Raw genomic sequence first — 25,521 nt, forward strand, 5'->3', positions numbered from 1 at the left:
TCACCCGGGGAGAAACGATTATGTGGATGACCGATAAGGTGGGTATGTGTATGTCAAGCAGTACCAGTAGTAGCCTCGCCAGTGTACGCATCGGGGTGGACGTTGGTGGGACGAACACTGACGTCATCCTTGTCACGGACGAGGACGAATTTATCTATAAAACACCGTCTACAACCGACCCGTCGAAATCGACGGTGACCGGAATCGTTGAAATCTGCAAGCTCGCGGGCATCGAACCGGGCGAAGTCGACCAGATTCTTCACGGAACGACCGTCGCAACGAACGCGCTTTTGGAACACGAAGGTGCGACGACCGGAATGCTCACGACGCGTGGGTTCAGAGACATCCTCCACATCGGACGTCACCGCAAGCCACACAGCTTCTCGCTGCAGCAAACGATTCAGTGGCAAGAACAACCCATCGTCGAACGACGCCACCGAAAGGAAGTCACAGAGCGAATCCATCCACCCGGTGACGTGGTCACCCCGCTTGACGAAGATGACGTGTTGACCGCAGTCGAAGAACTCGTGGCCGATGGCGTCGAATCGGTCGCCGTCTGCTACCTCCATTCATACCTGAATTCTGCCCACGAGGCGCGGACGAAGGAACTCATCGAGGAACACTATCCAGACCTGTTCGTCTCGACGTCTCACGAAGTCATCTCGCAGTTCCGTGAGTTTGAGCGCTTTACGACCACGGCGATTAACGCTCGCCTCGCACCCGTGATGTCCACGTATCTCTCACGCCTCCAAGACCGACTCACTGAGGAAGGCTTCGACGCAGAAATCCTCATCATGCAGTCGAACGGCGGGATGGCGAGCCTCCAGAACGTGGCCGAACAGCCAGTGACGACACTCGTCTCCGGCCCGGCCGCCGGGGTGCTTTCGGCTGAGTTCGAAGGGAAGTCCGTCGACCAGCCAAATCTCATCATGCTCGACATGGGCGGGACGAGCGCGGACATCTCCGTGGTTCCGGGTCGCGTCCTCGAGCGTGACCCCCGCGACAGCATGGTCGGTGGCTATCCGGCCATCGTCCCGATGCTCGATATCGCTACAATTGGGGCGGGTGGTGGGTCAATCGCCTGGTTCGACGGCGCGATGGGCTTCAACGTCGGCCCGAAAAGCGCGGGTGCAGACCCCGGGCCGGTGTGTTACGGACTGGGCAACGACCAGCCAACGACGACCGACGCACAACTCACACTCGGCCGCATCGACCCCGACGCCTTCCTCGGCGGCAACCTCGACATCGACAAGAAGCTCGCGGTGAACGCCATCCAGACACAGCTGTGTGAACGCGTCGACCAGTCGCGCTTCGAGACGCCAGAACACGCCGCCCTCGCCACGCTCGAAGTGGCGAACACGAACATGTACCGGGCAATTCGCGAACAGACCGTCCAGCGCGGATACGACCCACGCGAGTACACGATTGTCGCCTTCGGCGGCGCAGGGCCAATGCACGCGGCGAGCATCGCAGAGGAACTCGAAGTTTCGACTGTCCTCATTCCACCGTCACCCGGCATCGCATCCGCGCGTGGCCTGCTCACGGGGAACGTCAAATACGACTTCCAGCAAACCGTGAGTCAGCGACTCGAAACCGTGGCCACAGAGTACATCGACGAGGCGTTCGACCGACTCGAAGCGAACGGCCGCGAGCAACTCGAACGCGACGAAATCGACGAGTCCCACTGGCAGTTTGAGCGGACAATCGACTGTCTGTACGAAGGGCAGGGCTACGAGTTAAGTATCGAGTTCGATTCGACCGACGGCGACTGGCACGAGCGCATGCGCGAGAAGTTCGAGCAGAAACACGAAGCCGAGTACGGTCACTACTTCGAGGCCGACCCGGTGGTCCTGCTCAATATGCGCGTGACCGCCATCGGGGATATTCACTCCTATGAACCAAAGCCAGTCGATGAAGGCGGCGAAGACCCAAGCGACGCACAGACTACTGAAACGACGGTGTTCTTCGGTGATTCTGCGGCACCCGATGAACTGACCGTCCCGCGCTTCGACCGCGAAGAATTGACCGCGGGGAACGTCATAGACGGCCCAGCCATCGTTGACGAGTTCGACAGCACAGTCGTCATCAATCCGGGCTGGACGGCGACGGTGTTACAGAACGGTGCGATTCAACTGCGGAGGGAACCATGAGTTCAGACAGACCAGAGGACGAGACGGTACAGACCAGCGCGATAGACATCCTGAAAGACCGCGATATCGACCCCGTCACGATGCAAGTCATCGGCGGCGAACTCGATACGATTGCCCAAGAGATGGGCTACAAGCTCATCCGCTCGTCGTACTCCTCGATTATCAGGGAGAGCGAGGACATGGGCGCAGGCATCTTCACGACCGACTGCAGAGAGCTGTGTGAAAGCGACTCGACGCCGATGCACGTCGGCTCGCTCATTGGCTACTTACAGGGGATGTACGATACCTTCGAAGAGCGCGGCGTCGAACGCGAGGACATCATCAACGAAGGCGACGTGTTCATCCACAACCACCCTCACTACGGCGCGAGCCACTCGCCGGACATTGCGGTCGCCGTCCCCATCTTCTACGAGGGCGAACACATCGCATGGTCTGCGAACACGGCTCACCACTTGGACATCGGCTCTGCGACGCCCGGCCTCGCCATTGACTTAGAGGACATGTACGCGGAAGGCAGCCTCTTTCGGGCGACCAAAGTGTTCGACGAGGGCGAACGCGTCGATGAAATCTGGAACTTCATCGAGGACAACGTGCGCACCCCGCGCGAAGTCATCGGTGACCTGCAAGCCCAGATTTCCTCGTGTAACGTGGGCAAAGACCGCTATCTCGCGCTCGTCGAAAAGTACGGCTTAGAAGAAATCCAGAACGCCGGTGAGGCGCTCATGGACTACGCAGAAGCCCTGCTTCGAAACGAGATTCGCAAGATTCCAGACGGCTCCTACTACGCAGAAGACTACTTAGACGACGACGGGCGCAATCGCGGCAAGCGCCTGAAAATCGCCGTCGAAGTCACCGTTGACGGCAGCGACATCACGGTGGACATGAGTGAGTCCGCAGACCAGACGCCGACGGGGTACAACATCCCATTCCACGGCTCGACGGACGTGTGTATCTACTTCACCATCCGGTCGCTGTTGATGGACACCTTCGTGCGCGACGAGTACCTGCCACAGAACTCGGGGACGTTCAAGCCCGTCCATCCGAAGGCTCGTCCGGGCTGTATGTTCAATCCGACGCCGCCGACCTCGGCGTTCGCCCGCATCAACCAGGTGGACAAGATGAGCGACCTCATCATCAAGGCGCTCTCCGATGCACTGCCAGACAAAGTGTGCGCCGGCACCTGCGGACAGGTGTACTTCGTCAGCTACGGCGGCACCGACGACAAGGGCGAATACTGGGTGTACCTCGAAGTCAACGAAGGTTCCTACGGGGGCCGCCCGGCCGCAGACGGCCTCGACGCGGTTGACGCGCTCGTTCACAACACGAAAAATCGGCCGGTCGAGGACATCGAACTCTCCCACCCGATGCGCGTCGAACGCTACCACCTCCGCGAAGACGGCCACGGTGCGGGCAAGCACCGCGGCGGCCACGGTATCGTCCGCGAGTCGCGCTTCCTCACGAACGCCGTGATGACGATGGAGGGCGACGGGAACACCTACCGCCCACACGGGCTGTTCGGCGGCGGCGAAGGGACTCACGGTGACCTCAAACACATCAAAGCAGACGGCGAAGTCATCGACTTGAACTCGAAGGAATCGGGCTACAAGTTCGAGGCGAACGACCGCGTTCTCATCAAGACCGCGAGCGGTGGCGGTTACGGCGACCCACACGAGCGCCCCGCTGCACAGGTCTATGAGGACTATCTCGATGGGCTCGTCTCGGTCGAAGACGCCCGCGAGAACTACGGCGTCGTCATCGAAGACGGCGAACTCGACATGGCTGCGACCACCGAACTGCGCGCCTGAATCGGCGGGCTGTGTGGCTCGGTGACACAATCTTTTAGCCACCCTCGCCCAAACACCCACTATCATGACCCAGTCGTCAGCGGAGACTACCCAAACTCCCGAAGACGTGCTCGCAACGTTCGTCGCCGGGTTGTCCTACGAGGACGTCCCCGAGAGTACCATCGAAACCATCGAACGAGCGTTCGCAGATACCGTTGGCGTCACGCTCGCTGGCGTCGTCGCTGACGCGGGCAAACGCGCGAGCGCCATCGCCACACCGACCGCACCCGAAAACGGCGGGGTGAAAATTCTTGGAACCGGAACCCACGCCGCCCTTTCAGACGCCGTGCTCGCAAACGGCACCGCCGGCCACGCCCTCGACTTCGACGACCTCTCGTGGGCCATGGACGGCCATCCGAGCGTTCCGATGGTCGCCCCCGCACTCGCCCTCGCAGAGCAACTTGACGCGAGTGGCAAAGCCCTCATCACGGCGTTCGCCGCAGGCTTCGAAGCCGAGTGCTACGTCGCAGAGCCAATCAGCCCCACCCACTACGAACTCGGCTGGCATCCGACGGCCACGTTCGGGACGTTCGGGGCGGCGGCGGCAGCCTCGCAGCTCCTCGGGCTGTCTGCTGAGGAAACCAAACGCGCGCTCAACATCGCCGCTTCGATGCCCTCTGGGCTCAAGCGAAACTTCGGGTCGATGACGAAGCCGTTGCACGCGGGATTGTCCGGGCGCTCCGGCGTCACCGCCGCGCAACTCGCCGCAGAAGGCTTCACCGCAGACGAGGCCGCAGTAAGCGGGTCACGTGGGTTCTGGGACCGGTACGGAACGGGTGCAGAGCGGGTGGCGAAACCACCCGGTGACCCGTGGCGACTGGTTGAGACGGGCATTAGCATCAAGGCCTACCCGTGTTGTTACTTCACCCACACGAGCATCGCCGCTGCCCAAGACCTCGTGTCGACCCACAATATCGCACCAGCAGACGTCAAGCGAATCAAATCGACGGCTTCCGGCGGGGCGGGCGACGCGCTCTCCCATCCCGACCCGCAAACGGGTCTCGAAGCAAAGTTCTCGATGGAGTACGCCCTCGCGTGTGCGGTGGCGCTCGATACGGTCTCACTCGACGCCTTCGAAGACGACGCTATCGGGGAAGAGATGGTACAGCGCGTGCGCGAACGAGCGATTTTCGAGGTCGATGAGAGCCTGCCCTACAAATCGAACGATGTGCTCGTCGAACTGACGACAACGAACGGTGACACTTACGAAGCGACGCTCACCGAGCCGCCGGGAACGCCGAACAACCCGCTTTCAGACGCCGACTTGCGGGCGAAGTTCATCGATTGTGCGACGAGAGCCGTGTCCGAATCGGTCGCAGAAGAGACGGTCGACAAACTGCTCGCGCTGCGCGACCAGCCGAGTGTTCGTGACATCGTCGCACCGCTCTGAGGAACCCGGTTTAAAAAAATTCGACGTGGGTTTAGTTCGCTTCTCTGAACTCTGTGGCGACGGTGTCCATCTCTTTGAACTCGACGCCGGGCTTGGTCTGCATGTGCTGGATGAGCTTCTCTAAGCGCATGAGCCGGTGGCCCTGACCGATAACCTGTGGGTGCATCGTGAGGATGAACACGCCATCATCGACGTTGTCGTACATCCAGTCGAATTGGTCGTACCAGCGCTGGAAGATGGAATCTTCACTGACGTAGCCCATGCGGTGTGGGCGAGCCCACGTGAACGTGAACGGCGGCCAGTCGTCGCGCTGCCACGAGACGGGGAGTTCGACAATGTCGGTTGGTTCGCCGCGGTCGTATGGGCCGTCTTCTGGGGCGCTCCACCCGCCGTAGGTGTAGTGCGGTTTGAAGTCAGAAGCCATCTTGCTCGAATCCCACTCGATGCCGATATCTTCTAAGATGTCGAGGGTGTGTGAAGAAAAGTCCCATGCCGGCGAGCGATAGCCGGTTGGCTTGCGGCCGGTGAGATCAACGATGCAGTCGACGGCGCGTTCGACGTCTGCGCGTTCTGCTTCTTCTGATTCGAACGTTGCTGGGCCAGTGTGACTCCACCCGTGGTGTTGGATGTCGTAGCCACGGTCCCAAACCTCTCCACTAATCTCAGGGAAACTGTCGATGGTGTGGCCAGGAATGAACCACGTCGCAGGAATGTCGTATTTGTCGTGCAGGTCGAGCAGTCGTGGCGCGCCAACCTCGGCACCGAACACACCGCGGGAGTGTCGGGTTGGTTCGTCCCACGAATCGTAGGACCACAGCCAGGTCGATACGGCGTCGAAATCGTACGATAGGCAGACGGTAGCTTTTGTCATGCGTCAGGCTGTAATTCCCAGTGAAACTGGTTAAGTCTTTACCGAGTTGTCACATTACTTGCCATTTTCAGTCAGAGAAAACCGGCAGTATGGTGCATGAAACGGAGTAAAACGGGGAAGTTCGCACCGAAATCGCCGCAAAACGCAAACGGTTGTTACCGGTCCCAGCGCGTGCCGGGGTTTTCCTCTAAGTAGTCGAGGTGGTTCTCCGCGCGGTCTTCGTAGATGACGTCGCCCGGCCCGGCCGGTTCCTCAGAGAAGGTGGCGTCAATCGCGTCGTCGACGCGGAGGATGAGGTCTGCGACCTCGGTAGCGGTCACGAGCAGGCGTTGTTTGTAGTCAGTCGGGTCGAGAACGCCAGCGTCGACAGCGTTCGATATCTCACCGTCCGGGTAGACGAAGCCGATTTCGGTGTCGCCACCAGCACGGGCAGCGTGGAGGTTTGCGAGCACCGAGAGGCGGTCGTGGCCGCCGTTATCGATGAGCGCCGCGATCGTACGTTCGAGCGCGTCTGCGAACGCCTCGACGGCGAGCTGTGCGCGGCTCGAAACCTGCGGTGCGTGCCCACGAACGGCAGATGCAAGCGTGAGTTCGATTGCACCTGCGCCCGGAACGACGCCCGGTTTTGCGCCTCCCTCACCGCGAGCCGTAGCGAGCGCGGCGGCGGCCTTTCTGAGTTCAGTCGCGGCTTGGTCTGCGGGTTGGCCGGAGACGCCGTGAATTTCGGCAGCGACACCGTTTGCCCCCTCACACCCGTCGATGACGGTCATGTAGCGGTTCTTCCGGCGGCCGCGTCGCGGTTCGATGCGCACCTCAGAGACGCTCCCCGCGTACCCGAGGTCGTCTGCAGACACGTCGCCGGGGTGACGCACAAGCCTCGCACCCGTGGCTCGCGCACACTGCTTCATTTCGAGGACGCTCACGCCCCGAATCCCCATGATGCCTGCATCCGCGAGCAGACGTTGATACTCCTGACTAATGCCGAGCCGCGTGATGACGACATCGACGCCGAGCGAGACGTAGTGGTCAACCACCGCCTTCCGGCGGGCGGCGTGGTGGGCGTCTAAGTCGTCGAGTTGGCTCCGCGATTCGAGTTGCATGACCATATTCTCGTCCCATTTCGGGTCTTGAAGCCCGCCCGAGTTGTGGCCGTCGAGGAGGAGCACCGTCGCCTCTTCTACGTGGCGCGGCATCTCGTCGCTCGCGCGCGTGTTGCGGTCGAGAATCGCTCCGTGGACGAGTCGAGAGTCGGAAAGCGCCCCTTCTCCGAGACACCGAACGCTGAACGTCTCCTCGGTTGGTCGTCCGATTTCGTCCACTGCCGCCACCGCGAGCGACGCCCACTCGTCTGCGAGGCCGCCGATGTCGTTGCCCGTCATCGCCGTGCGCGCGATAGCGTGGGCGGTTGCCGCCGGGTCGTCGAACGCTGAGAGCGGCTTCGAGTGTGCAGAGAGGGTAGAAAGCGCCTGTTCGAGGGCGATGGCGTAGCCCTGTCGAATGTCGTAGGAGTGCAGCCCCAGTTCAAGCAGGTCTTCGGCGTTCGACAGTAAGGCCCCAGTCAGAATAACGCCTCCAGAGACGCCGTCGGGAATGTCTTGGCCTTCGACAGACGTTTCTCCCGGGCGTTCCGGGCCGAGAATCCGCGTGACGATGGGCGCAACGGGGTGTTCGAGTGGAAGGGCGTTCAAGAGGGTCGCACCGTCGTTCGCCACGGTAAAGTCGTCCATTTTCGGGAGTCCTTCGTTTTCGGGTTCGTGTTGCGTGGCGACTTGGTTGACGACCAGTTTGTCGCGTGACCGGGGGCCAAACGTCGATTCAAGGACGTTCGCCATCACGCGGACTGCGACGCAGTTCGCGTGGGGAAACTGCGGAACCGGTTCCTCCGCAGGTTCCTCGGCTTCGGGCCGCTTGTGTACGCTACTCATCTACCATCATGTTACTCCGTACCAATAAAAGAGTGTCCCCTCTGCGGGTGATTTACGGGGTGCGTTCGCCCAAAAATTGACAGGTGTCGGCGGTTCAGACGCTCCAGTCTGGAATGTCGCGCACGACGAACTCGCCGTGGCCCGGCGACCCAACGACCTCGCCGTCTTTCGCGACGCACTCACCGCGGACGTACGTCTGCTTGACGCGGCCGGTGACCTCTTTGCCTTCGTAGATGGAGAAGTCCGCCGCAGAGGCATTGTCTTCTGCTTTGATGGTGTACGTCTCGTTCGGGTCGAACAGGACGATGTCGGCATCAGAGCCGGGGTCGAGCGACCCTTTCTCCGTGAGGCCGAACGTCTGGGCTGGATACGTGCTCATCACGCGCACGAGGAACGGATAGGAGAAGCCACGGTTGTTCACCGCTTCGTCGTGAACCACCGGAAGGCTCGCTTGCAGGCCGTTCGCGCCGAAGGTGCTCTCCCACCAGTTATCGACGTTCTTGCCTTCCAGTTTGTAGCCACAGTGGTCAGTTGAGACCACGCCGAGCGTGCCCTTCTGGAGGTGTTCGAACATCGCTTCGTTGTCGTCTGGCTTGCGGATTGGCGGCGCAATCATCGCCTGATTGCCGAGTTCGCCGTAAATCGAGTCGTCGAGCGCGAGATAGTGGGTACACGTCTCGCCGCGGACGAGCGAGCCATCGACCTGGAACTGTTCGAGGACGTCCGCGGACTTCCGACAGCTCGTGTGGATGCCGTAGTACTTCGCACCGGCTTCGGTCGCCATCCGCACAGCGTCCTCTGCAGCCATGGCCTCTGCGTAGTCGGGGCGCGACTGTGGGTACCACGTCGGGTCGCCCTTGCCCTCTTCTTGGAACTGCGCGGTCAGTTCGTCGCATACGTCGGGGTCTTCGGTGTGGAACACGCCAACGGCATCGAGTTCCGCGATGCGTTGGAGGACGGTGTTCATGAACCCGTTGTCGAGGCCGATTTCGTAGGCCGTGAACATCTTGAACGAGGTAACGCCCGCTTCCACCGCGTCTTCGAGTTCATCGAGCACGGCGGAGTCTTGGCGCGTGAGCGCGCCGTGAACGCTGTAATCGATGATTGCCTTCTTGCCTTTCTCTTTCTTTTCCTCGATGCCCTCCATGAGGGTGCCCTCTTCTTCGTAGTTGCTCAACTCACCAACCCACGCCTGCCACGCGAAGTCGATGTACGTCGTGACGCCCCCGAGGGCGGCTGCCCCAGTTCCCGTTTCGTACGTATCAACCGAAAAGTGGTCTTCGATGTGAACGTGCGGGTCGATGATTCCCGGCATGACGAGCATCCCGCTTGCATCGACGACTTCGTCCGCGTCCGGCATCGATTCGTCGGTGCCGACGGCGACGATTTTCCCACCGTCGATGGCGAGACTCGCGTCGAACATGTCGGTCGAGGTGACAAGCGTGCCCCCACTGATGACTGTGTCTACAGGCATATGTATGTCACCTCGTGACACTACAAAAAGGTTCACTGTGGGGAAGTGGCAAAACGGCGACTGTCCACTGTTGGAGACTATTCGCCAACCACTTCGAGCGCCGCTGCCACCCGGAGCGCCGTCGCGTCATCGAACTGCGGTGCGACGGCTTGCGCGCTGACCGGCAGTCCATCGACCGTCCCAACTGGAACCGAGACGGCGGGCGACCCGGTGATGTTGAACGGCGCGGTGTTGCCAATGAGCGGGAGGAAATCTTCACGCGTCGTCGTCTCACCGATGGCGGGCGGGAGCGTCCGGAGGGTCGGCATCACGAGTGCGTCAACGTCTTCGAAGGTCGCAGCGAGTCGTTCGGCGAAGTCGATGCCGTCTCTGCGGGCACGGGCGTAGGCTTTCCCTCCCGTTTTCGCGTCCAAGAACGCTGGCGGAAGGATGCGACGGGCGACGTGGTCGCCAAGGCCCTGTTCTCTCGCCCGTTCGAACGCGGCACGGAGTTCTTCGCTGTACCCTGAGCCAAACCCGCGCACGACCCCGTTGCCCGCGAGCAGCCAGCAGAACTCGGCCGACCCAATGTTCAGATAGGCGTGTTCGAGGTTCAAGTCGAGGGAAACGGGTTTCGTCTCGATGCCAACGTCCGCGAGCCGGTCTGCGGTCGCCCGAACCGTCGAATCGACGGCGCTCTCGGCCCGGTCGAAAGCCGTATCCGGAATTCCGACGGTGAGGTCTGTAAAGTCGGTGAGGCTGCCTTCAATACCATCGAGATCGGTGCCAGCGACAGTTGGGTCGCGTGGGTCGGGCCCAGCCATTGCCGCGAGGGCGCGCGCCGCCGTGTCTACCTCGCGGGTGAGCGGCCCAATCGTGTCGAGCGACGGGGCGAAATCGACGAAACCGTAGCGCGGGACGAGTCGGTGCGACGGTTTCGCGCCGACGACGCCACAGCACGCGGCGGGGATGCGGATGCTCCCGCCGGTGTCACTTCCGAGCGCGATATCGACGGTTCCTGCGGCGACAGCCGCACCGCTCCCACTCGACGACCCGCCTGCGACGAAGTCTGGGGCGGTCGGATTCGTTACGTGCCCGAGGTCGCTGAACTCGCCGGTCGGACCCATCGCGAACGGCTCCATGTTCGCTTTGCCGACGAGTGCACCGCCCGCCGCGAGCAGGCGCTCGATGACGGGCGCGTCGAACGTCGGGACGAGCGAGTAGTGGGCAGACCCACACGTCATCTCGAGGTTTGCGACCGCGATGTTGTCTTTCACCGCAATTGTCTGGCCTGCAAGCGGCCCGTCCGGCGTCTCGATTCGCGGTTCGTCGTAAACGGCGAGTAGGGCGTTTTCGTTGTCCGTACTCTGCTGGCCGCGATTCTCGCCAGTCGGTGGCGGCGTTTCGTCAACGTCCGCTTCATCGAGCGCGGCCGAAACCAGTTCTTCGAGAACCGAATCTGGAAGGTCGAAGGCGAATCTGGCTGCTTGCTCGCGCATGAGCGCGAGGTCTGGTTCGCTCATCGTACGCTCCTCCAACGGGACGCCCGGCGCAGTCGCTGTCTCGTCATACCCTCACCTCTCCGGGGAGTCTCTTAAATCCGCCGTCGCAGACAATTTCGGTGGGTTTGTGGCGGTCTGAAAATCGAGAACTATCCTACGTGTGCGCCTCGATTCCTGCGGTGATGATGTCCATGCCCGCTTCGGCTTGCGCCTTGGTCATCACGAGTGCCGGAAGCAGGCGGAGCACGTTGCCGTAGCGACCGGCAGACCAGACGAGCACGCCGTGTTCGTAGCAGTACTTCTGGATGGCCTTGACCGTGTCTGAGAGTGGGTTTCCGTCTTCGTCCCACATTTCGACGCCGATGAACAGCCCTTCGCCGCGTACCTCCGTTGTCGCGGGGTCGGTGGCTTCAGCGAGGCGGTCTCTGAGGTAGGTGCCGAGGTCGCGTGCGTGTGCGAGCAGGTCGTGTTCCTCGATGTATTCGATGGCGCGGATGCCCCCGCGCATGGCGGGAACGTTGCCGCGGAACGTGCCGATGTGACCGCCTGGCCCCCACGTATCGAACTTCTCGTGATACATGACCGCGCCGAGCGGCAGGCCCGCACCGCCGATGCCTTTCGCCATCGTCATTGCGTCAGGAGTCACGCCCGACCACTCGGAGGCGAACCACTTGCCCGAACGCCCGAAGCCGGATTGAATTTCATCGAAGATGAGCATCACGTCGTTGTCGTCTGCGAGGTCGCGCAGGCCGGGCAGGAACTCCTGGGGTGGCACGACGACGCCGCCTTCGCCTTGAATCGGCTCGACCCAGATACCTGCTGGATTCTCCTTCCCGCTGTAGGGGTCTTCGAGAACCGTCTGGATGTGGTCGAGCGCGTGTGCGCATTCTTCGTCGGTCGAGGGGTACGGTGCGTGGACGACCCCCGGCAGGAGTGGCTCGTAGCCTTTCTTGTACTTCTTTCCGGCGGTGAGGCTGAGCGCCCCGCCAGTCGAGCCGTGATAAGCTCCCTCGAAGGCGAGCAGTCCGGTCCGGCCCGTGTTGTGCTTTGCGAGTTTGATGGAGCCTTCGATGGCGTCGCTACCGCTCGGGCCGCCGAAGACAACTTTGTTGTTTCCTTTGAGCCCGCCCGGTGCAATCCCGTCGAGTGCCTCGATGAAGTCGAGGCGTGTCTCGGTGGGGAAATCAATCGTGTGGGTGATTTTCTCCGTTTGCTCGTGGACGCCTTCAAGGACGTACGGGTTCGAGTGGCCGACGTTCAGTACGCCGATGCCAGCGAAGAAGTCGAGGAAGATGTTTCCATCAACGTCCCGAACCGTCGAGCCTTTCGCCGCGTCGAGGGCGATTGGAACGCTTCGTGGATAGGCAACGGCGTTGCTCTCGATTCGCTTTTGTCGCTCGATGAGTTGATTCGACTCGGGTCCGGGAATCGAGGTTTCGAGGTGCGGTGCGTCTGCTAGATGTAATTCGTCGATGGGAGGCCCTGCGCTCATCATCTAAGAGTCACAGGGCGTCACCATATAGGTTGTCACTTCGTGACATGGTTTCGACACGCACCCGACTGATTCGCAGATTGTAGACTGGGACGGGAAGGCGGAAGCTATAATTGGGATGTCGTGCGAGATACTGGCATGGTTTCAGTGGACATCAACTGCGACATGGGAGAGAGCTATGGAAACTGGGAGATGGGCAATGACGAAGGGGTGATGCCCTACATCACCTCTGCGAACATCGCCGCAGACTACCACGCGGGCGACCCGCACGTCATGCGCGAGACGGTTGCCCTCGCCGCAGAACACGACGTCGGCATCGGCGTCCACCCGGGGCTGCCGGACAGAATGGGCTTTGGGCGGCGCACGATGGACGCCTCCCCCGAGGAACTCCGCGACTTCGTCATCCACCAGCTGGGTGGGATTCGCGTGTTCGCTGACTACTACGACCTGTCGATGCAACACGTCAAACCCCACGGCGCGATGTACACGATGCTCTCACAGAGTGCAGACCACACCCGAGCGGTCATCGAAGGCTTACTCAAAGTAGACCCGAGTCTCGTGTTCGTCGCCACCGACATGAACATCTACAACGTCGCCCAAGAGTACGACGAGCTGCGGTCGGTGTTCGAAGGCTTCATCGACATCGACTACCGCCCGGATGGGAGCCTCATCGTCGAGCGGAAAGTCGGCCCGCGCGACACCGATTTGATGGTCGAACGGTTCGTGAGCATGGCGCTCGAAGACGAGATCGAGACGCCGTCTGGCGAAGTGATTGAAATGCCCGCGGACACCATCTGCATCCACGGCGACGGCGCGAACGCCGTCGAGATTCTCGAAGCGATTCACGCAGAAAAAGACGAGTATGGAATCGAACTCGCGAACTTAGACGAAATCGTCCCGTAAGTTAGTCGAGACCGTCGAAATCCTCGTCTACGTATTTTGTGGTGTGCTCGCTGTCGAGGAACGTATCGTCTTCGAGCACCGCGAGGTGGAACGGAATCGTCGTTGGAATCCCCTCAATGCGGGCTTCGTTGAGCGCCCGGCGTGCGCGGCGAATCAGTTCCTCGCGCGTCTGGCCCGTGACGATGATTTTCGCAAACATCGAGTCGTAAAACGGTGACACCGAATCATCTTGATCGATACCATCATCGACGCGCACGCCCATCCCGCGCGACGGCGCATACCGGGTCAGTGTGCCGGGGTGCGGGCGGAACTCTTGGGTGGGGTCTTCCGCGTTGAGTCGGAACTCCATCGCTGCACCGCGTGGCTCGACGGCGTCCTGTGGGAAGTCGAGTTCTTCACCTGCCGCGATTCTGAGTTGCCACTGGACGATATCGATGCCTGTGACCGACTCCGTTACTGGATGTTCCACCTGCACGCGCGTGTTCACTTCGAGGAAGTAGAACTCGCCGTCCTCGTAGAGGAACTCAACGGTGCCAGCATTCTCGTAGCCAGCCTCTTTCATCCCACGGCGGGCCGATTCGCACAGCTCCTCTCGCACCGCTTCTGTGAGCACCGGCGACGGTGTCTCCTCGATGAGCTTCTGTTGGCGGCGTTGCACCGAGCAATCGCGTTCACCAAGATGACGAACGTTGCCGTGGGTGTCTGCAATAATCTGCACCTCGATGTGACGCGGGCTTTCGAGGTACTTTTCGACGTACACCGTCGAGTTGTCGAAGTAGGCTTCACCCTCGCGTTGGGCGTTTACGAGCGCGTCTTCGACCTCATCTTCGCTTTCGACGATGACGAGCCCGTGACCGCCGCCCCCACCGTCTGCCTTGATGGCGATTGGATACTCGTACTCCGCGGCGAATGCTTTGATATCGTCTGCGCTGGTGACGGGGTCGGTGGTTCCCGGGACGATTGGCACCCCCGCTTCTTGCATCACCGTGCGCGCTTTGGTCTTCTCACCGAGTTGCTCCATCGATTCGGGCCGTGGACCAACCCACGTGAACCCCTCGTCTTGGACGCGGCGGGCGAACGCTGCGTTCTCCGCGAAAAAGCCGTAGCCTGGATGGATGGCATCGACGCCCGCTTCGTTCGCAACCTCGAAGATGGCGTCTTGGTCGAGGTAGCTTTTCGCCGCTGACGACGGCCCGACGTGGTACGCCTCGTCCGCGAGTCGGACGTGTTTTGCCGACTCATCCGTGTCGCTGTAGATTGAAACGGCTTTGACGCCGAGTTCCTTGCACGCCTGAATCACCCGGACGGCTATCTCTCCTCGATTGACTACGAGTACACTGCTGAACATCTACTCATAGGTTTCAGGACTCCACTATAAATTGCGTGGGCAAACTGTGCTCAGCACACATGTTTGTTCGTCGATATACAGCAACTATACATAAGGCTGTTGTGAACAATGCACTCACTGAGATGGTTGCGAATAGCATCACACCCAAGACCCTTCCAGAACCGCGATACGAACATGGAAGTGACGATTACATCTTCGTCGAGTTAGACGAGGAGATGAGTTTCGACGCCAACTTCCGGGCCGTGGCGATTACCCAGCAGCTCCGCGAGTTGGAGCTTCCGGGCATCATCGAGATCTGCCCGGCGAATGCGTCGTACATGATTCACTTCGACCCCGACGAAATTGCTCCAGACGCACTCGTCGCGAAGCTAAAAGACGTCGCCGCAGACACCGACCTCTCGGACTATCAGTGGGAGACGCGTGTTATCGACTTCCCCGTGCTCTACGAAGACGAGTGGACTCACGAGACGCTGATGCGGTTTCGGGATAACCACCAAGACGCGAACGCGACCGACATCGAATACTCCGCGAAAATCAACGGCTATGACACCGTCCAAGACTTCATCGACGCGCACACGGGCGCGCCACACATGGTGACGATGGTCGGGTTCGTCCCCGGCTTGCCGTGGTGTTTCCAAATGGTGCCCCGCGACCGACAGATTGAGGTCCCAAAGTACGTCTCGCCGCGGACGGACACCCCTTCGCGCGCCGTCGGGTTCGGTGGCGCGTTCACCGCCGTCTATCCCGTCCAAGGTGCAGGCGGCTACCAACTGTTCGGGCGAACACCCGTCGAAGTGCTCGACGTGGACCAGGAACTCGCGGACTTCGAAGAGTCGATGGTGTTCCCATCGCCGGGTGACATCTTCAAGTTCCGCCAAATCGACCGCGAGGAGTACGACGAGATTCGTGAGGAAGTCGAAGCGGGAACGTTCGAATTCAAAATGGAACCAGTCGAGTTCTCCCCAGAGGAGTTCTTCAACGACCCAGATGCGTACAACGAGCGGCTCATGGAGGTGCTGTACGAATGATTGAAGTGTTAGATGGTGGCCTCTCGACCACCGTTCAAGACAACGGCCGCTACGGTCAGTATCACATCGGCGTCCCACCCTCAGGCGCGATGGACCAGTTCGCCCACAGCGTCGCAAACTACCTCGTTGGCAACGACGAAGAGCACGCGACGCTCGAAATGACGTACAAGGGCTGTGAGGTGCGCTTCGAAGAAGACACCGTCATCGCGCTTGCAGGCGCGGAGATGGCCGCGACGCTCGACGGCGAAGCGATTCCGATGTGGGAGGCAGTCGCCGTCGACGCAGGCGACGAGTTAGCGCTCCAGTTCGCCACCGCAGGCGCGCGAACCTATCTCGCCGTCGCGGGAGGCATCGACGTCGAACCGGTGATGGACAGTCGCTCTACCTACGCGCTCATCGGCATTGGCGGACACGAGGGGCGCGCGCTCGAAGAAGGCGACGTGCTCGCCGTTGGAGAGCCAGCCGCGAACGCAGACGCCTTCGTTGGCACGCGGGTGCCAGCTGAGTACATTCCCACCTACGACGATGATGATGCGAACATTCGTATCGTCATCGGCCTCTGTGACTACCGACTCACGGAAGAAAGCAAAGAACGCCTCACCACAGAGGAGTGGAAAGTCGCGGCTGACGCAGACCGCGTTGGCTACCGACTCACCGGCCCGGAACTCGAGTTCGTAGAGCGCGAACAGCCGTTCGGTGCGGGGACGGACCCGACGAACGTGGTCGACCTCGGCTACCCGGTCGGGTCGATTCAAATTCCACAACAGCCCATCGTCGTGATGCGCGATGCCGTCACGGGCGGGGGCTACGCCACAGTGGCGACCGTCATCAGCGCCGACCGCGGCAAACTCTCACAGCGGCGCACCCACCAGTCGGTGTACTTCAACAACGTCTCCGTCGATGATGCGCTGGCTGCGCGCGCAGAACAAGAGGCGCTGCTAGCCGACATCAAGGCGGCGGTGACACCGTCCTAACAGCGTCACGAACTGGATAGTCTTCACAACAATTATCTAACCAACCAACGACACACCAATAATGAAAGAAACAATCAGTGCTCCGATGCCAGGCGTATTCTACCGCAGATCAGACCCAGACACCCCAGCGTTCGTAGAGGAAGGCGACACCGTCAGCGCAGGTGACGTGGTTTGCCTCGTTGGCGTCATGAAGAACTTCTACGAAGTGACGGCCGAAAGCGACGGTACCGTCTCGAAGATTCTCGTCGACAACGAATCTGAAATCGAAGCGGGCGACCCACTCATGGAGATCGAAGTCGAGTAACCACACAGCACGCGACGAACACACCTTTTTCAGGCCACCTTCTGCACACAGAGCGCAGGCGTTGAGCGACTGCTCTACACGCTCGCGACACAATATCTCTAGACTGAACTATGTCAGAGAAAAGAGTGGACATAGAATATGGTAGACTAGCGCCATAACGAAAGAGTCGAAAAACGCTCCACAATGCTCCACGAAACAGATTGTAGTTCTATAGCTTAGAGAGTTATTGAACTCAATCTAAGACAAGTATAAACCGCACATCGCGCAAAAATAGTAAATAATCAGTTTTTATATGGAGTATTTAGTATTAATGAGCGTTTGCATAATAAAATCAGTAGTTAATTAGAGTAATTAAAAATATTAGCGGTAGAGATGGTCAATTCGTTAATTGCCCCCCGTCCGGTCAGTTAGCCCTCACACAGGAATGTGAGAACCCACACACTGCATAGCAATGTAGTCGCAATTGCTAATATTTTTATAATAAAAATTTATCCGACATATGTTTGAATTCGCCCCAATCACCAACCGGCCACTGCAGAAGTCGTCTGTTCAGCTCTGCCGAACACCTGTTGCGAGTGCTGCAATATGAGCGCTATGCTCACATGCCTCGTACATCTCACAGCAGCCGACACACCTTAACATAACAATAGTACCATCGTTATGTAGGGCTCCGATTCGACACGAAAGGAATCGACCAGAGCCTCATTCACTCCGGAGTCGGTTGAATTCCACATTGTGGAATTAGCGGTGAGGTTGTCGCTCCAGAAGATATTCGTGGGTGGGAACCGTTCACGTACGAGATGACGAAAAACCTCGCACAGGTGTTCTTGCAGGTGGCAGACGTTTCTCAATCAGTTGCGTTCTACGAAACTGGGTTGGGACTGACCGTCACCCATCGAGGCGAACAGAATGCAACCTTCGAGACCGGGTCGTGCGAGCTCATGGTGCAAAAACAGTTCGACGCACAAACTCTCGATGGCTTCGGCCTGGTGCCACCCGAAGAACCCAAGGGAAGCGGAGCAATCATCGTCATCGAGGTCGAAGAGGTGGAAGAAGCCTACGAGGGGCTGGACGCGGTCGATGCCGACCTTCGCTGTGAGCCACAGGTCGTCCCGTGGGGTCGTGAGATGTTCATCGTCGCGGACCCAGACGGCTATATCCTCGAAATTTCGCGCCCAGCACCTGAATAAGCGAGTCGAAACCAAAGCACGAAGAGTCGTTCCCCATGCTGGAATGGCAATTCCATATCGTGGAAACGCCCTCCAGAGCACCCATAACACCGAATTTCATGAGTACGAGCAAACGGATTTCCAATTTTTCACCAACCATCATTCCGCATTGTAGAATGTGACGGTTCGGCGGTCACTGATATTTCAGTTTGAGTTCGATTTCGTTTGCCGCCCCAAGCAGCAACTCGCCAACCTCGCGCCCGAACTGCTCTCTATCCATCCGGTAGCGAGGGCCAGAGACGCTCACCGAGCCGACGACATCCCCGTCAGGCCCGATGATTGGCGACCCAACCGAGAGAAGCCCATCGACGTTCCCCTCGCGATTCCACGCGATGCCGTCTGCGCGTATCTGTTCGAGTTCTGCGAACAAGGCATCGCGGTCTGTGACCGTGTTCTGCGTAATTTGGGGAAGTCCGCGCTGGTCGATGATTTCGTCGACCCGATGGGCAGGAAGATGGGCCAATATCGCCTTGCCAACCGAGGTAGCGTGCAGGTAGAGGCGCGTCCCCACGCGAGAGTCGGTTTCGACCGCGTGTTGCCCGGTTGCAACGTGGACATAGACGCCGTAGCCGTGTTCTTCGACCACAAACTGACAGCGTTCGTTTGTCTCCGCAGCGAGCTCTTCGATTTTTGGCTTTGCGACGCGATGAATCTCTTTTCGCGTCCGCGCGTACTCACCGAAGTCGAGGAAGCCAAGCGAGAGGTTGTAGGTTGTTCCCTCTTTCGTGACGTAGCCGATGTCATGGAGCGTGGTGAGATGCCGGTGAATCGTGCTGTTCGCATAGCCCGTGTGGTCTGCTAGATCTGCAATGCCAGCGCCATCTAGCTCTTTGAGCGCGGTGAGAAGACTGAATGTACGCTCTACAGCCTGCACGCTAGACCGGCTCGTATTCGAACGCATACCCGACAGTATGGGTTCTCCGTAATAGCTGTGTCCCTGGTTTTAGAGGAAAATTCGTGAAAATTCTATTCCGCATTGTAGAATTTCGGAGCGTGGGCGAAACCGGGTCGCTTTCTCCGAGGAGCGCCGGAAGCTGTCAGACGGGAGCTCCCTGCCAGTGCAGTAATATTTATAAACGCCCCTATAGAGGAGTTAGCATGGCTGGCTCGTCATACCATGACATGAATGAACATCTTGAGGCGCTCGCAGAGCGCGACCTCTTAATCCGGGTCGACCGGGAAATCAACAAGGACACAGAACTCCATCCGTTGGTACGGTGGCAGTACCGGGGTGGCATCCCCGAAAAAGACCGGAAAGCGTTCCTCTTTACCAACGTCGTCGATTCGAACGGCGAAAAGTTCGACATGCCGGTGACCGTGGGCGCACTCGCAGGCAATCCGAGCATCTACGGTGTCGGGCTTGGCGCCGACGTTTCAGAGGTGAACCAGAAGTGGGACAACGCACTCAGTAATCCAATCGACCCCGTCGAAGTCGACAGCGCGGACGCTCCTGTCCACGACATCGTCTACTCGGGGAGCGATTTAGACGAGCCGGGCAAGGCACTCGACGGGATTCCGGTTCCCATCTCCACACCGGGCTTCGACAACGCGCCGTACACGACGATGTCGGCGTTCATCACCCACGACCCTGAAACGGGTGTTCGCAACGTCGGCATCTACCGGGCACAGCTCAAAGGGCGCAAACGAACGGGGATGAACCCCTCTGTCGAGTGGGGCAAGGGCGTCTACGAACACTGGAAAGTTGCAAAAGAGCGCGGAGAGACGCTTCCGGCGGCCATCGCGGTCAGCGCACCACCCGCCGTTGCCTACACCTCGGCGCAGTCGCTTGGCTTCGGCGTAGACGAGATGGCCGTCTCCGGTGGCCTCGTCGGTGAACCCATCCACGAAGTCGAAGGGAAAACCCAACCTGTGATGGTGCCAGCGCGTGCAGACCTCATCATCGAAGGCGAGATTCGAACCGACGTGCTCGAACCCGAAGCACCGTTCGGGGAATCACACGGCTTCATCAACAACAAGGAGTACAACATGGTGATGGACGTGACCGGCATCACGAAACGCGAAGATGCGGTGTACACCTCTATCATCAGCCAGGTGACGCCGAGTGAGAGCAGCGTCATCAAGAAGACAGCGCTCGAACCACTGTTCCTGAAGCATCTGCGCGAGGAGTGCAAACTGACCTGCGTAAAAGACGTGACGCTCCACGAACCACTCACGAACCTGCGGAAACTCATCATCATCCAGATGGAACGCGGGACGAAGCGCTCGCTCGTCTGGCGGGCGCTCACAGCGTGTGCGTCGTTCCGGTCGTCCCACGGGAAGTTCGTCGTCGCCGTAGACGAGGACATCGACCCGGACAACTTAGACGCCGTCTTCTGGGCGATTGGCTACCGCTCGAAGCCCCACGAAGACACCCAAATCATCAAAGGACGCAGCGTCGGCCACGCGCCACGACGCGACGATCGCGGCGAGGCAAGCGACTCTGCCATCCTCTGGGACGCAACGCTCAAACACCCAATGCCACCGATTTCGCTCCCTGCAAAGGAGTACATGGAGCACGCAAAGGAGATTTGGGACGAACTCGGACTGCCCGAACTCAACCCAGAGATGCCGTGGTACGGCTACTCGCTCGGTGAGTGGAACGACGAACTCCGTGAGGAGGCCAAACTCGCCGTCGAAGGCCGGTACTTCGAGACGGGCGAGAAACTGAAAGACCAGCAGGTGTCATCTGACGACGTGGAACCGAACTCGAACGTGTTCAACCACGACGATTTCGACGAGGAATAACCGCTCGACACCAGTTTCGACGTGGCGGTTTTTGCAACAGAAGAAAAGAGAGGCGGCTTTAGAGGTCGTCGATGTTCCACTTTTCCGCGATTTCTTCGCGGTAGTCGTCATCGAACTTGTTCACCGACGGATAGTCACCGTTGTACGGGATGGTCGCGTCGATGATGGCGCGTGACGCTTTGTTCTGCGAGCGGTCAGTGATTGTTGGGTCGAGCGGACTCGTATAGACGCCATCGACGATTTCAATCTCGTCTGCCGGACAGCGCGTCGTCATCGCCCAAATCACGTCTTCGAGATTCGTGATGTCGATGTCATCGTCCACGACCACGACGTACCGCCCGCCGTAGGCCCCGTTTGCGACCACGGCGGCTGCGAGGCCCGCTTGCTTTCCGTGGCCGACATACTGCTTGTCGATGGAGACGACGAGGAACTGTGGACGCTCGATGATGTGCGACCAGACGCCGGTCACGCCGGGGATGCCCGCGTTTTCGAGCTGGTTCCAGACGCCACCAGCCGTTCGAATCGGGACGCCGAGGGTGTACACCGACGGCGGCTTGAGCGGCGGTTGGCCGAGGATAATCGGGTCGTCGCGGTGAGAGATTGACGTCACGTCGATGACCGGCGTGTTGTCGTGGGCGGGCGTCGAGTAGCCCGGCCATTCACCGAATGGGCCGTCGACGCAACTTTTCTCGTCGAGTGGCGGAATCTCGCCTTCGAGGACGATTTCTGCGTTCGCGGGAACGGGAAGCCCAGTCTTCGGCATCTCGACGATTTCGACGGCTTCGTCCATGAGCCAGCCGGCAATATCGTACTCGCTCTCTTGACGACGAGCGGTACACGTAGAGGCAATCCAGGTGTACGGGTCGAGGCCGATGATGAGGGCGACCGGACAGTTCTCGCCACGCTCGTGGTACTTTTGCATCTGGATACGGGCGTCTTTGCCGGGGGCGACCCAGAGCGAGACGGTCGAGTCGTCCACGATCATGCTGCGGTAGACGCCGAGGTTTATCCACCCGGTCTCCGGGTCGCGCGTCACGACCGTACAGCCCGTGCCGATGTAGCGGCCGCCGTCGGACTTGTGCCAGTGCGGAACCGGGAACATCGATACGTCAACGTCGTCGCCGGTGACGGTGTTGTCGAGAATGGGGGCCGTCGAAGGGTCGACCTCCGTTGGCGCGATGCCTTCGTAGTTGTTGTACTCGCTTCGCCACCGGTCGACGATGCCGAGCGGTGTGATTCCTTCTTCTAGGTTGAGCGCCAGTCGCGAGCGGTTAATCGAGCCAAAGAGGTTCGTGACGATGCGTGAGCCTTTGGGATAGTCCCCGATTTCGTCGAACAGAAGCGCCTTGCCACCGAGGCCGCCGCCTTTCTCTGCGACGAGTTCGGTAATCGCCCCGATTTCGCCGTCCCAATGTGCGCCCGTTACCTCCGCCAGTTCACCTTCGCCGTCTACTTCGTCGAGGAAGGTTCGTAAATCTCGAGCCATGCGAGAAGATAGCTAATAGCGACCATAAGCATTTGTCTTGAAACAACCGGTCCGGAAGAACGCATCGAGCGGAGCCGCGACGAGCTCACCATCGTGGCCCCAACCGGATGCGAGTCACATGATACAGCGGTGCCTCTTGACAGGGTGCCTGACAATAATTCATCTGGTGTATCAACACGTACCCGTGCTGTGAAGGCAGTGTGCTACCACATGAGTTGCCAAGGGCGACTACCAGTAGATTGAACCAATATAAAAATCTTTGTTCCACCGGTCCTGCCCACGTGTCCCGAGAGACGCCCGCGCTGGCGCTCATGACGGACGTAATATGTGAACATGTGGCAAACTTATATACGAGAAGCCCGCACTCCTACACAGCATGGCCACACTGGAAGCGAAGAATATCACCAAGATCTACGGAACCGGGGAGAAGGCGGTAAAGGCACTCGACAACCTCTCTATCGACGTTGGCGACAGCGAGTTTACGACCATCGTCGGACCCTCAGGCTGCGGGAAGACGACGTTCCTTCGAATTCTCGACGGACTCATCGAACCGACCGAAGGAGAGATTACGATTAACGGCAACCCCGTGAGCGGCTCCGGGCAAGACCGCGGCATGGTGTTCCAGTCGTTCAACCTCTTTCCGTGGCGGTCTGTGGTCGAAAACGTTGAGTTCGGTCTCGAATGTGGGGGGACGCCGAAAGGAGAGCGCCGAGGCATCGCAGAAAAGTACGTAGAGCGCGTCGGTCTCAAAGGCTTCGAAGACTCCTACCCGTACGAACTCTCCGGCGGGATGCAACAGCGTGTCGGGCTTGCCCGGGCGCTCGCAATCGACCCGGACATTCTCCTGATGGACGAACCGTTCGGCGCACTCGACGCCCAGACGCGTGAGTTGATGCAGACCGAACTCCTCAAGATTTGGTCACAAGACCAGAAGACGTGTGTGTTCATCACCCATGACATCGACGAAGCCGTCTACCTCTCAGACCGGGTCATCGTCTTGAGTGCGCGCCCCGGCCGCATCAAAACCATCATCGACGTGCCGTTCGAGCGCCCACGCTACGAACGCAACGTCCGTGAGAATCCCGAATTCAATCGCCTCCACAACGAGATTTGGGACAACCTCTTCGAGACGCAGGAAGCGACCGCGAAACTCTAAACCGGCAGTACAGCGCGGTCTTCTCCTGATTTCCGCGAACCGACCATTTTATGTGTGGGTCACGATAACCCGTTGCATGGACGGAGCAAGCGTACTCGTAGAGACGCTGGAACGTGCAGGCGTATCCCAGGCATTTGGCGTGGTGGGCACCACAGTTCTCAGCATTCTCGATAAAATGGCGGACAGCGAGGTCTCCTACGTCTCGACACGACACGAACAAACGGCTGCGGGGATGGCGGCGGCCTATGCGATGGCGACGCGGGAACCGACGGTCTCCATTTCTCACGTCGGTCCCGGCGCGGCAAACCAAGTGATTGGCGTCGCCGCAGCCTTCCGCGACGAAATACCCGTCGTCAGCATCACCGGGAACGAACCGAGTACCGTACTCGGCACGGACTACAACCACGAGTGGGACGTGATGGGTGTGTTCGAGGAGTTCACCAAACACGGCGTCCAACTCACCGAAGCCCAGTTCGGCCGGCAGGCGCGAATGGCGCTGCTCCAAGCGGTCTCCGGAATGCCCGGCCCCGTGCACATCGACGTCCCAAAGGACGTGTCCGACGCCGAGGTGTCGCCGCTCGACGAACGCAGCCGCACGATGTTGCGCGAACGCGACTTCCACGCCACCCCAACCCGTGCACGACCCGATAGCGCATCCGTCGCCGCCGTGCGAGACCACCTTATCGACGCAGAGCGACCGCTTATCATCGCCGGAACGGACGTGCGGTGGACTGAGAGCGCACCGGCACTCAGGGAGTTTGCAGAACGCCTCCAGATTCCAGTCGCCACCAGCCAGAGCGCCCGTGGTGCGTTCCCCGAGTCCCACGAACTGTCGCTCGGGCCGGTTGCCCACGGCAGTATCGACGCAGGCAACGAGTATGCGAAGAGTGCAGACCTCGTCATCTCTATCGGGGCGCGCTTCTCAGACCTCACGACTGACGACTGGCAGCTCATCGCAGCAGACGCGGTGATTGTGCACGCGACCCTCCGGGCGCGAGAACTCGACCGCCACTACGTCGCTGACGTGACCACCCTTGCAGACCCCGGGTCGTTCTGCGCTGATGTTCTCGATGCTGTCGCAGAAGACGACGTACGCTTCGCAAGCGAGGCGAATGCAGCGTGCGTCGCGTTCGACGAAGCGAGACGCGACCTCCTCGAACCCGGTCCCGAACTCCCCGACCGGGTTGACCCACGACGCGTGATTGCCGCAGTCGAGAAACACGCAGACGACTTCGCGTACACGACCGGCGGCGGCGTCCACAACACCTTCCCGCGACTGTTACCCGTAGACGACCTCCGTGGGTATTTCGGGACGCGCAACTTCACCGGCATGAGTCAGGGCCTCCCGCTTGGCCTCGGCGCGCAGCTCGCGCTCGACCGACAGGTCATCACCTTCGAGGGCGACGGCGGGTTCGCAATGGTGATGCAGGACTTAGAGACGGCCGTCCGCGAAGACATCCCCCTCAAAATCATCATCCTCAACAACGACGCCTACATGTCCCACGCGGTTCGCCAAGAGGAACACTACGGCGGCCGATACGTCGGGACGAAGTACACGAATCCGGCGTTCGACGCTATCGCTCGCGAGTTCGGGATGTTCGGTGAGCCCGTCGAAACGGATTCCGATGTTGACGCTGCGGTCGAACGATTGCTCGCCGTCGATGGGCCGGGGCTCCTCGATGTGCACGTCGACCCGTACATCGGGAGTTAAAAAATCGGAC

19 protein-coding genes are annotated in these 25,521 nt (G+C 59.9%); 11 read left to right on the forward strand and 8 right to left on the reverse strand.

Going from position 1 to position 25,521, the window contains the following annotated elements:
- Positions 1-50 precede the first annotated feature (50 nt).
- From V5N12_RS15470 to V5N12_RS15480, 3 genes are all read left to right on the forward strand, one after another.
- On the forward strand, positions 51-2,150 hold the full coding sequence (locus V5N12_RS15470; protein WP_332900127.1) for a hydantoinase/oxoprolinase family protein: 2,100 nt from the start codon (positions 51-53) through the stop codon (positions 2,148-2,150).
- On the forward strand, positions 2,147-3,955 hold the full coding sequence (locus V5N12_RS15475; RefSeq protein ID WP_332900128.1) for a hydantoinase B/oxoprolinase family protein: 1,809 nt from the start codon (positions 2,147-2,149) through the stop codon (positions 3,953-3,955). The genes V5N12_RS15470 and V5N12_RS15475 overlap by 4 nt, the downstream gene beginning before the upstream one ends.
- Positions 3,956-4,019: 64 nt before the next feature.
- On the forward strand, positions 4,020-5,384 hold the full coding sequence (locus V5N12_RS15480) for an MmgE/PrpD family protein (protein WP_332900129.1): 1,365 nt from the start codon (positions 4,020-4,022) through the stop codon (positions 5,382-5,384).
- Between the two features lie 31 nt (positions 5,385-5,415).
- Here the strand turns inward: V5N12_RS15480 and V5N12_RS15485 are convergent, their stop codons facing one another.
- From V5N12_RS15485 to V5N12_RS15505, 5 genes are all read right to left on the reverse strand, one after another.
- A complete protein-coding gene (locus tag V5N12_RS15485) occupies positions 5,416-6,255 on the reverse strand; it encodes a polysaccharide deacetylase family protein (RefSeq protein ID WP_332900130.1) in 840 nt (279 codons plus the stop codon).
- Positions 6,256-6,410: 155 nt separating this feature from the next.
- Positions 6,411-8,180, reverse strand: coding sequence for a TCP-1/cpn60 chaperonin family protein (locus V5N12_RS15490; RefSeq protein ID WP_332900131.1), 1,770 nt, complete (start codon positions 8,178-8,180; stop codon positions 6,411-6,413).
- A 94-nt stretch (positions 8,181-8,274) separates the two neighbouring features.
- Positions 8,275-9,654 carry a dihydroorotase gene (locus V5N12_RS15495; RefSeq protein WP_332900132.1) on the reverse strand — a complete coding sequence of 460 codons (1,380 nt, stop codon included), beginning with the start codon at positions 9,652-9,654 and terminating at the stop codon, positions 8,275-8,277.
- A 77-nt stretch (positions 9,655-9,731) separates the two neighbouring features.
- The gene (locus V5N12_RS15500; RefSeq protein WP_332900133.1) at positions 9,732-11,156 is read right to left on the reverse strand and encodes an amidase; all 1,425 of its coding nucleotides are present in this window, start codon (positions 11,154-11,156) and stop codon (positions 9,732-9,734) included.
- A gap of 133 nt (positions 11,157-11,289) precedes the next feature.
- Positions 11,290-12,627: an aspartate aminotransferase family protein gene (locus V5N12_RS15505; RefSeq protein ID WP_332900134.1), complete on the reverse strand. Its 1,338-nt coding sequence runs from the start codon at positions 12,625-12,627 to the stop codon at positions 11,290-11,292.
- 138 nt (positions 12,628-12,765) lie between these two features.
- On the opposite strand from V5N12_RS15505, the gene V5N12_RS15510 reads away from it, so the two are divergent.
- Positions 12,766-13,530: a LamB/YcsF family protein gene (locus tag V5N12_RS15510; protein ID WP_332900135.1), complete on the forward strand. Its 765-nt coding sequence runs from the start codon at positions 12,766-12,768 to the stop codon at positions 13,528-13,530.
- A 1-nt stretch (position 13,531) separates the two neighbouring features.
- Here V5N12_RS15510 and V5N12_RS15515 read toward each other — a convergent pair whose 3' ends face one another.
- Positions 13,532-14,878, reverse strand: a complete 1,347-nt coding sequence (locus V5N12_RS15515; protein ID WP_442904986.1) for an acetyl-CoA carboxylase biotin carboxylase subunit — start codon at positions 14,876-14,878, stop codon at positions 13,532-13,534.
- Between the two features lie 122 nt (positions 14,879-15,000).
- Here V5N12_RS15515 and V5N12_RS15520 point away from each other — a divergent pair, with 122 nt between their 5' ends.
- The 4 genes from V5N12_RS15520 (at position 15,001) to V5N12_RS15535 (ending at position 18,374) form a co-directional block, all read left to right on the forward strand.
- Positions 15,001-15,906: a 5-oxoprolinase subunit B family protein gene (locus tag V5N12_RS15520; protein WP_332900136.1), complete on the forward strand. Its 906-nt coding sequence runs from the start codon at positions 15,001-15,003 to the stop codon at positions 15,904-15,906.
- Positions 15,903-16,880, forward strand: coding sequence for a biotin-dependent carboxyltransferase family protein (locus V5N12_RS15525; RefSeq protein WP_332900137.1), 978 nt, complete (start codon positions 15,903-15,905; stop codon positions 16,878-16,880). Before V5N12_RS15520 ends, V5N12_RS15525 begins: the two co-directional genes overlap by 4 nt.
- A gap of 61 nt (positions 16,881-16,941) precedes the next feature.
- The gene (locus V5N12_RS15530; protein ID WP_332900138.1) at positions 16,942-17,184 is read left to right on the forward strand and encodes an acetyl-CoA carboxylase; all 243 of its coding nucleotides are present in this window, start codon (positions 16,942-16,944) and stop codon (positions 17,182-17,184) included.
- An 800-nt stretch (positions 17,185-17,984) separates the two neighbouring features.
- Positions 17,985-18,374 (forward strand): VOC family protein, encoded by a 390-nt coding sequence (locus V5N12_RS15535; RefSeq protein WP_332900139.1) that lies wholly within the window; start codon positions 17,985-17,987, stop codon positions 18,372-18,374.
- 172 nt (positions 18,375-18,546) lie between these two features.
- Here the strand turns inward: V5N12_RS15535 and V5N12_RS15540 are convergent, their stop codons facing one another.
- Positions 18,547-19,314 (reverse strand): IclR family transcriptional regulator, encoded by a 768-nt coding sequence (locus V5N12_RS15540; protein ID WP_332900140.1) that lies wholly within the window; start codon positions 19,312-19,314, stop codon positions 18,547-18,549.
- A 221-nt stretch (positions 19,315-19,535) separates the two neighbouring features.
- Between V5N12_RS15540 and V5N12_RS15545 the strand changes: the two genes are divergently transcribed.
- Positions 19,536-21,158: a UbiD family decarboxylase gene (locus V5N12_RS15545; protein WP_332900141.1), complete on the forward strand. Its 1,623-nt coding sequence runs from the start codon at positions 19,536-19,538 to the stop codon at positions 21,156-21,158.
- Positions 21,159-21,216: 58 nt separating this feature from the next.
- Here the strand turns inward: V5N12_RS15545 and V5N12_RS15550 are convergent, their stop codons facing one another.
- Entirely contained in the window at positions 21,217-22,644 is a 1,428-nt protein-coding gene (locus V5N12_RS15550; RefSeq protein WP_332900142.1) for a UbiD family decarboxylase, read from the reverse strand.
- A gap of 376 nt (positions 22,645-23,020) precedes the next feature.
- Between V5N12_RS15550 and V5N12_RS15555 the strand changes: the two genes are divergently transcribed.
- Positions 23,021-23,800, forward strand: coding sequence for an ABC transporter ATP-binding protein (locus V5N12_RS15555; protein WP_332900143.1), 780 nt, complete (start codon positions 23,021-23,023; stop codon positions 23,798-23,800).
- A 76-nt stretch (positions 23,801-23,876) separates the two neighbouring features.
- Complete coding sequence (locus tag V5N12_RS15560) at positions 23,877-25,511, forward strand: thiamine pyrophosphate-binding protein (RefSeq protein WP_332900144.1); 1,635 nt, start codon at positions 23,877-23,879, stop codon at positions 25,509-25,511.
- Positions 25,512-25,521 lie beyond the last annotated feature (10 nt).

The organism is Haladaptatus sp. CMSO5 (assembly GCF_036689885.1).
Taxonomy (GTDB): domain Archaea; phylum Halobacteriota; class Halobacteria; order Halobacteriales; family Halococcaceae; genus QDMS2.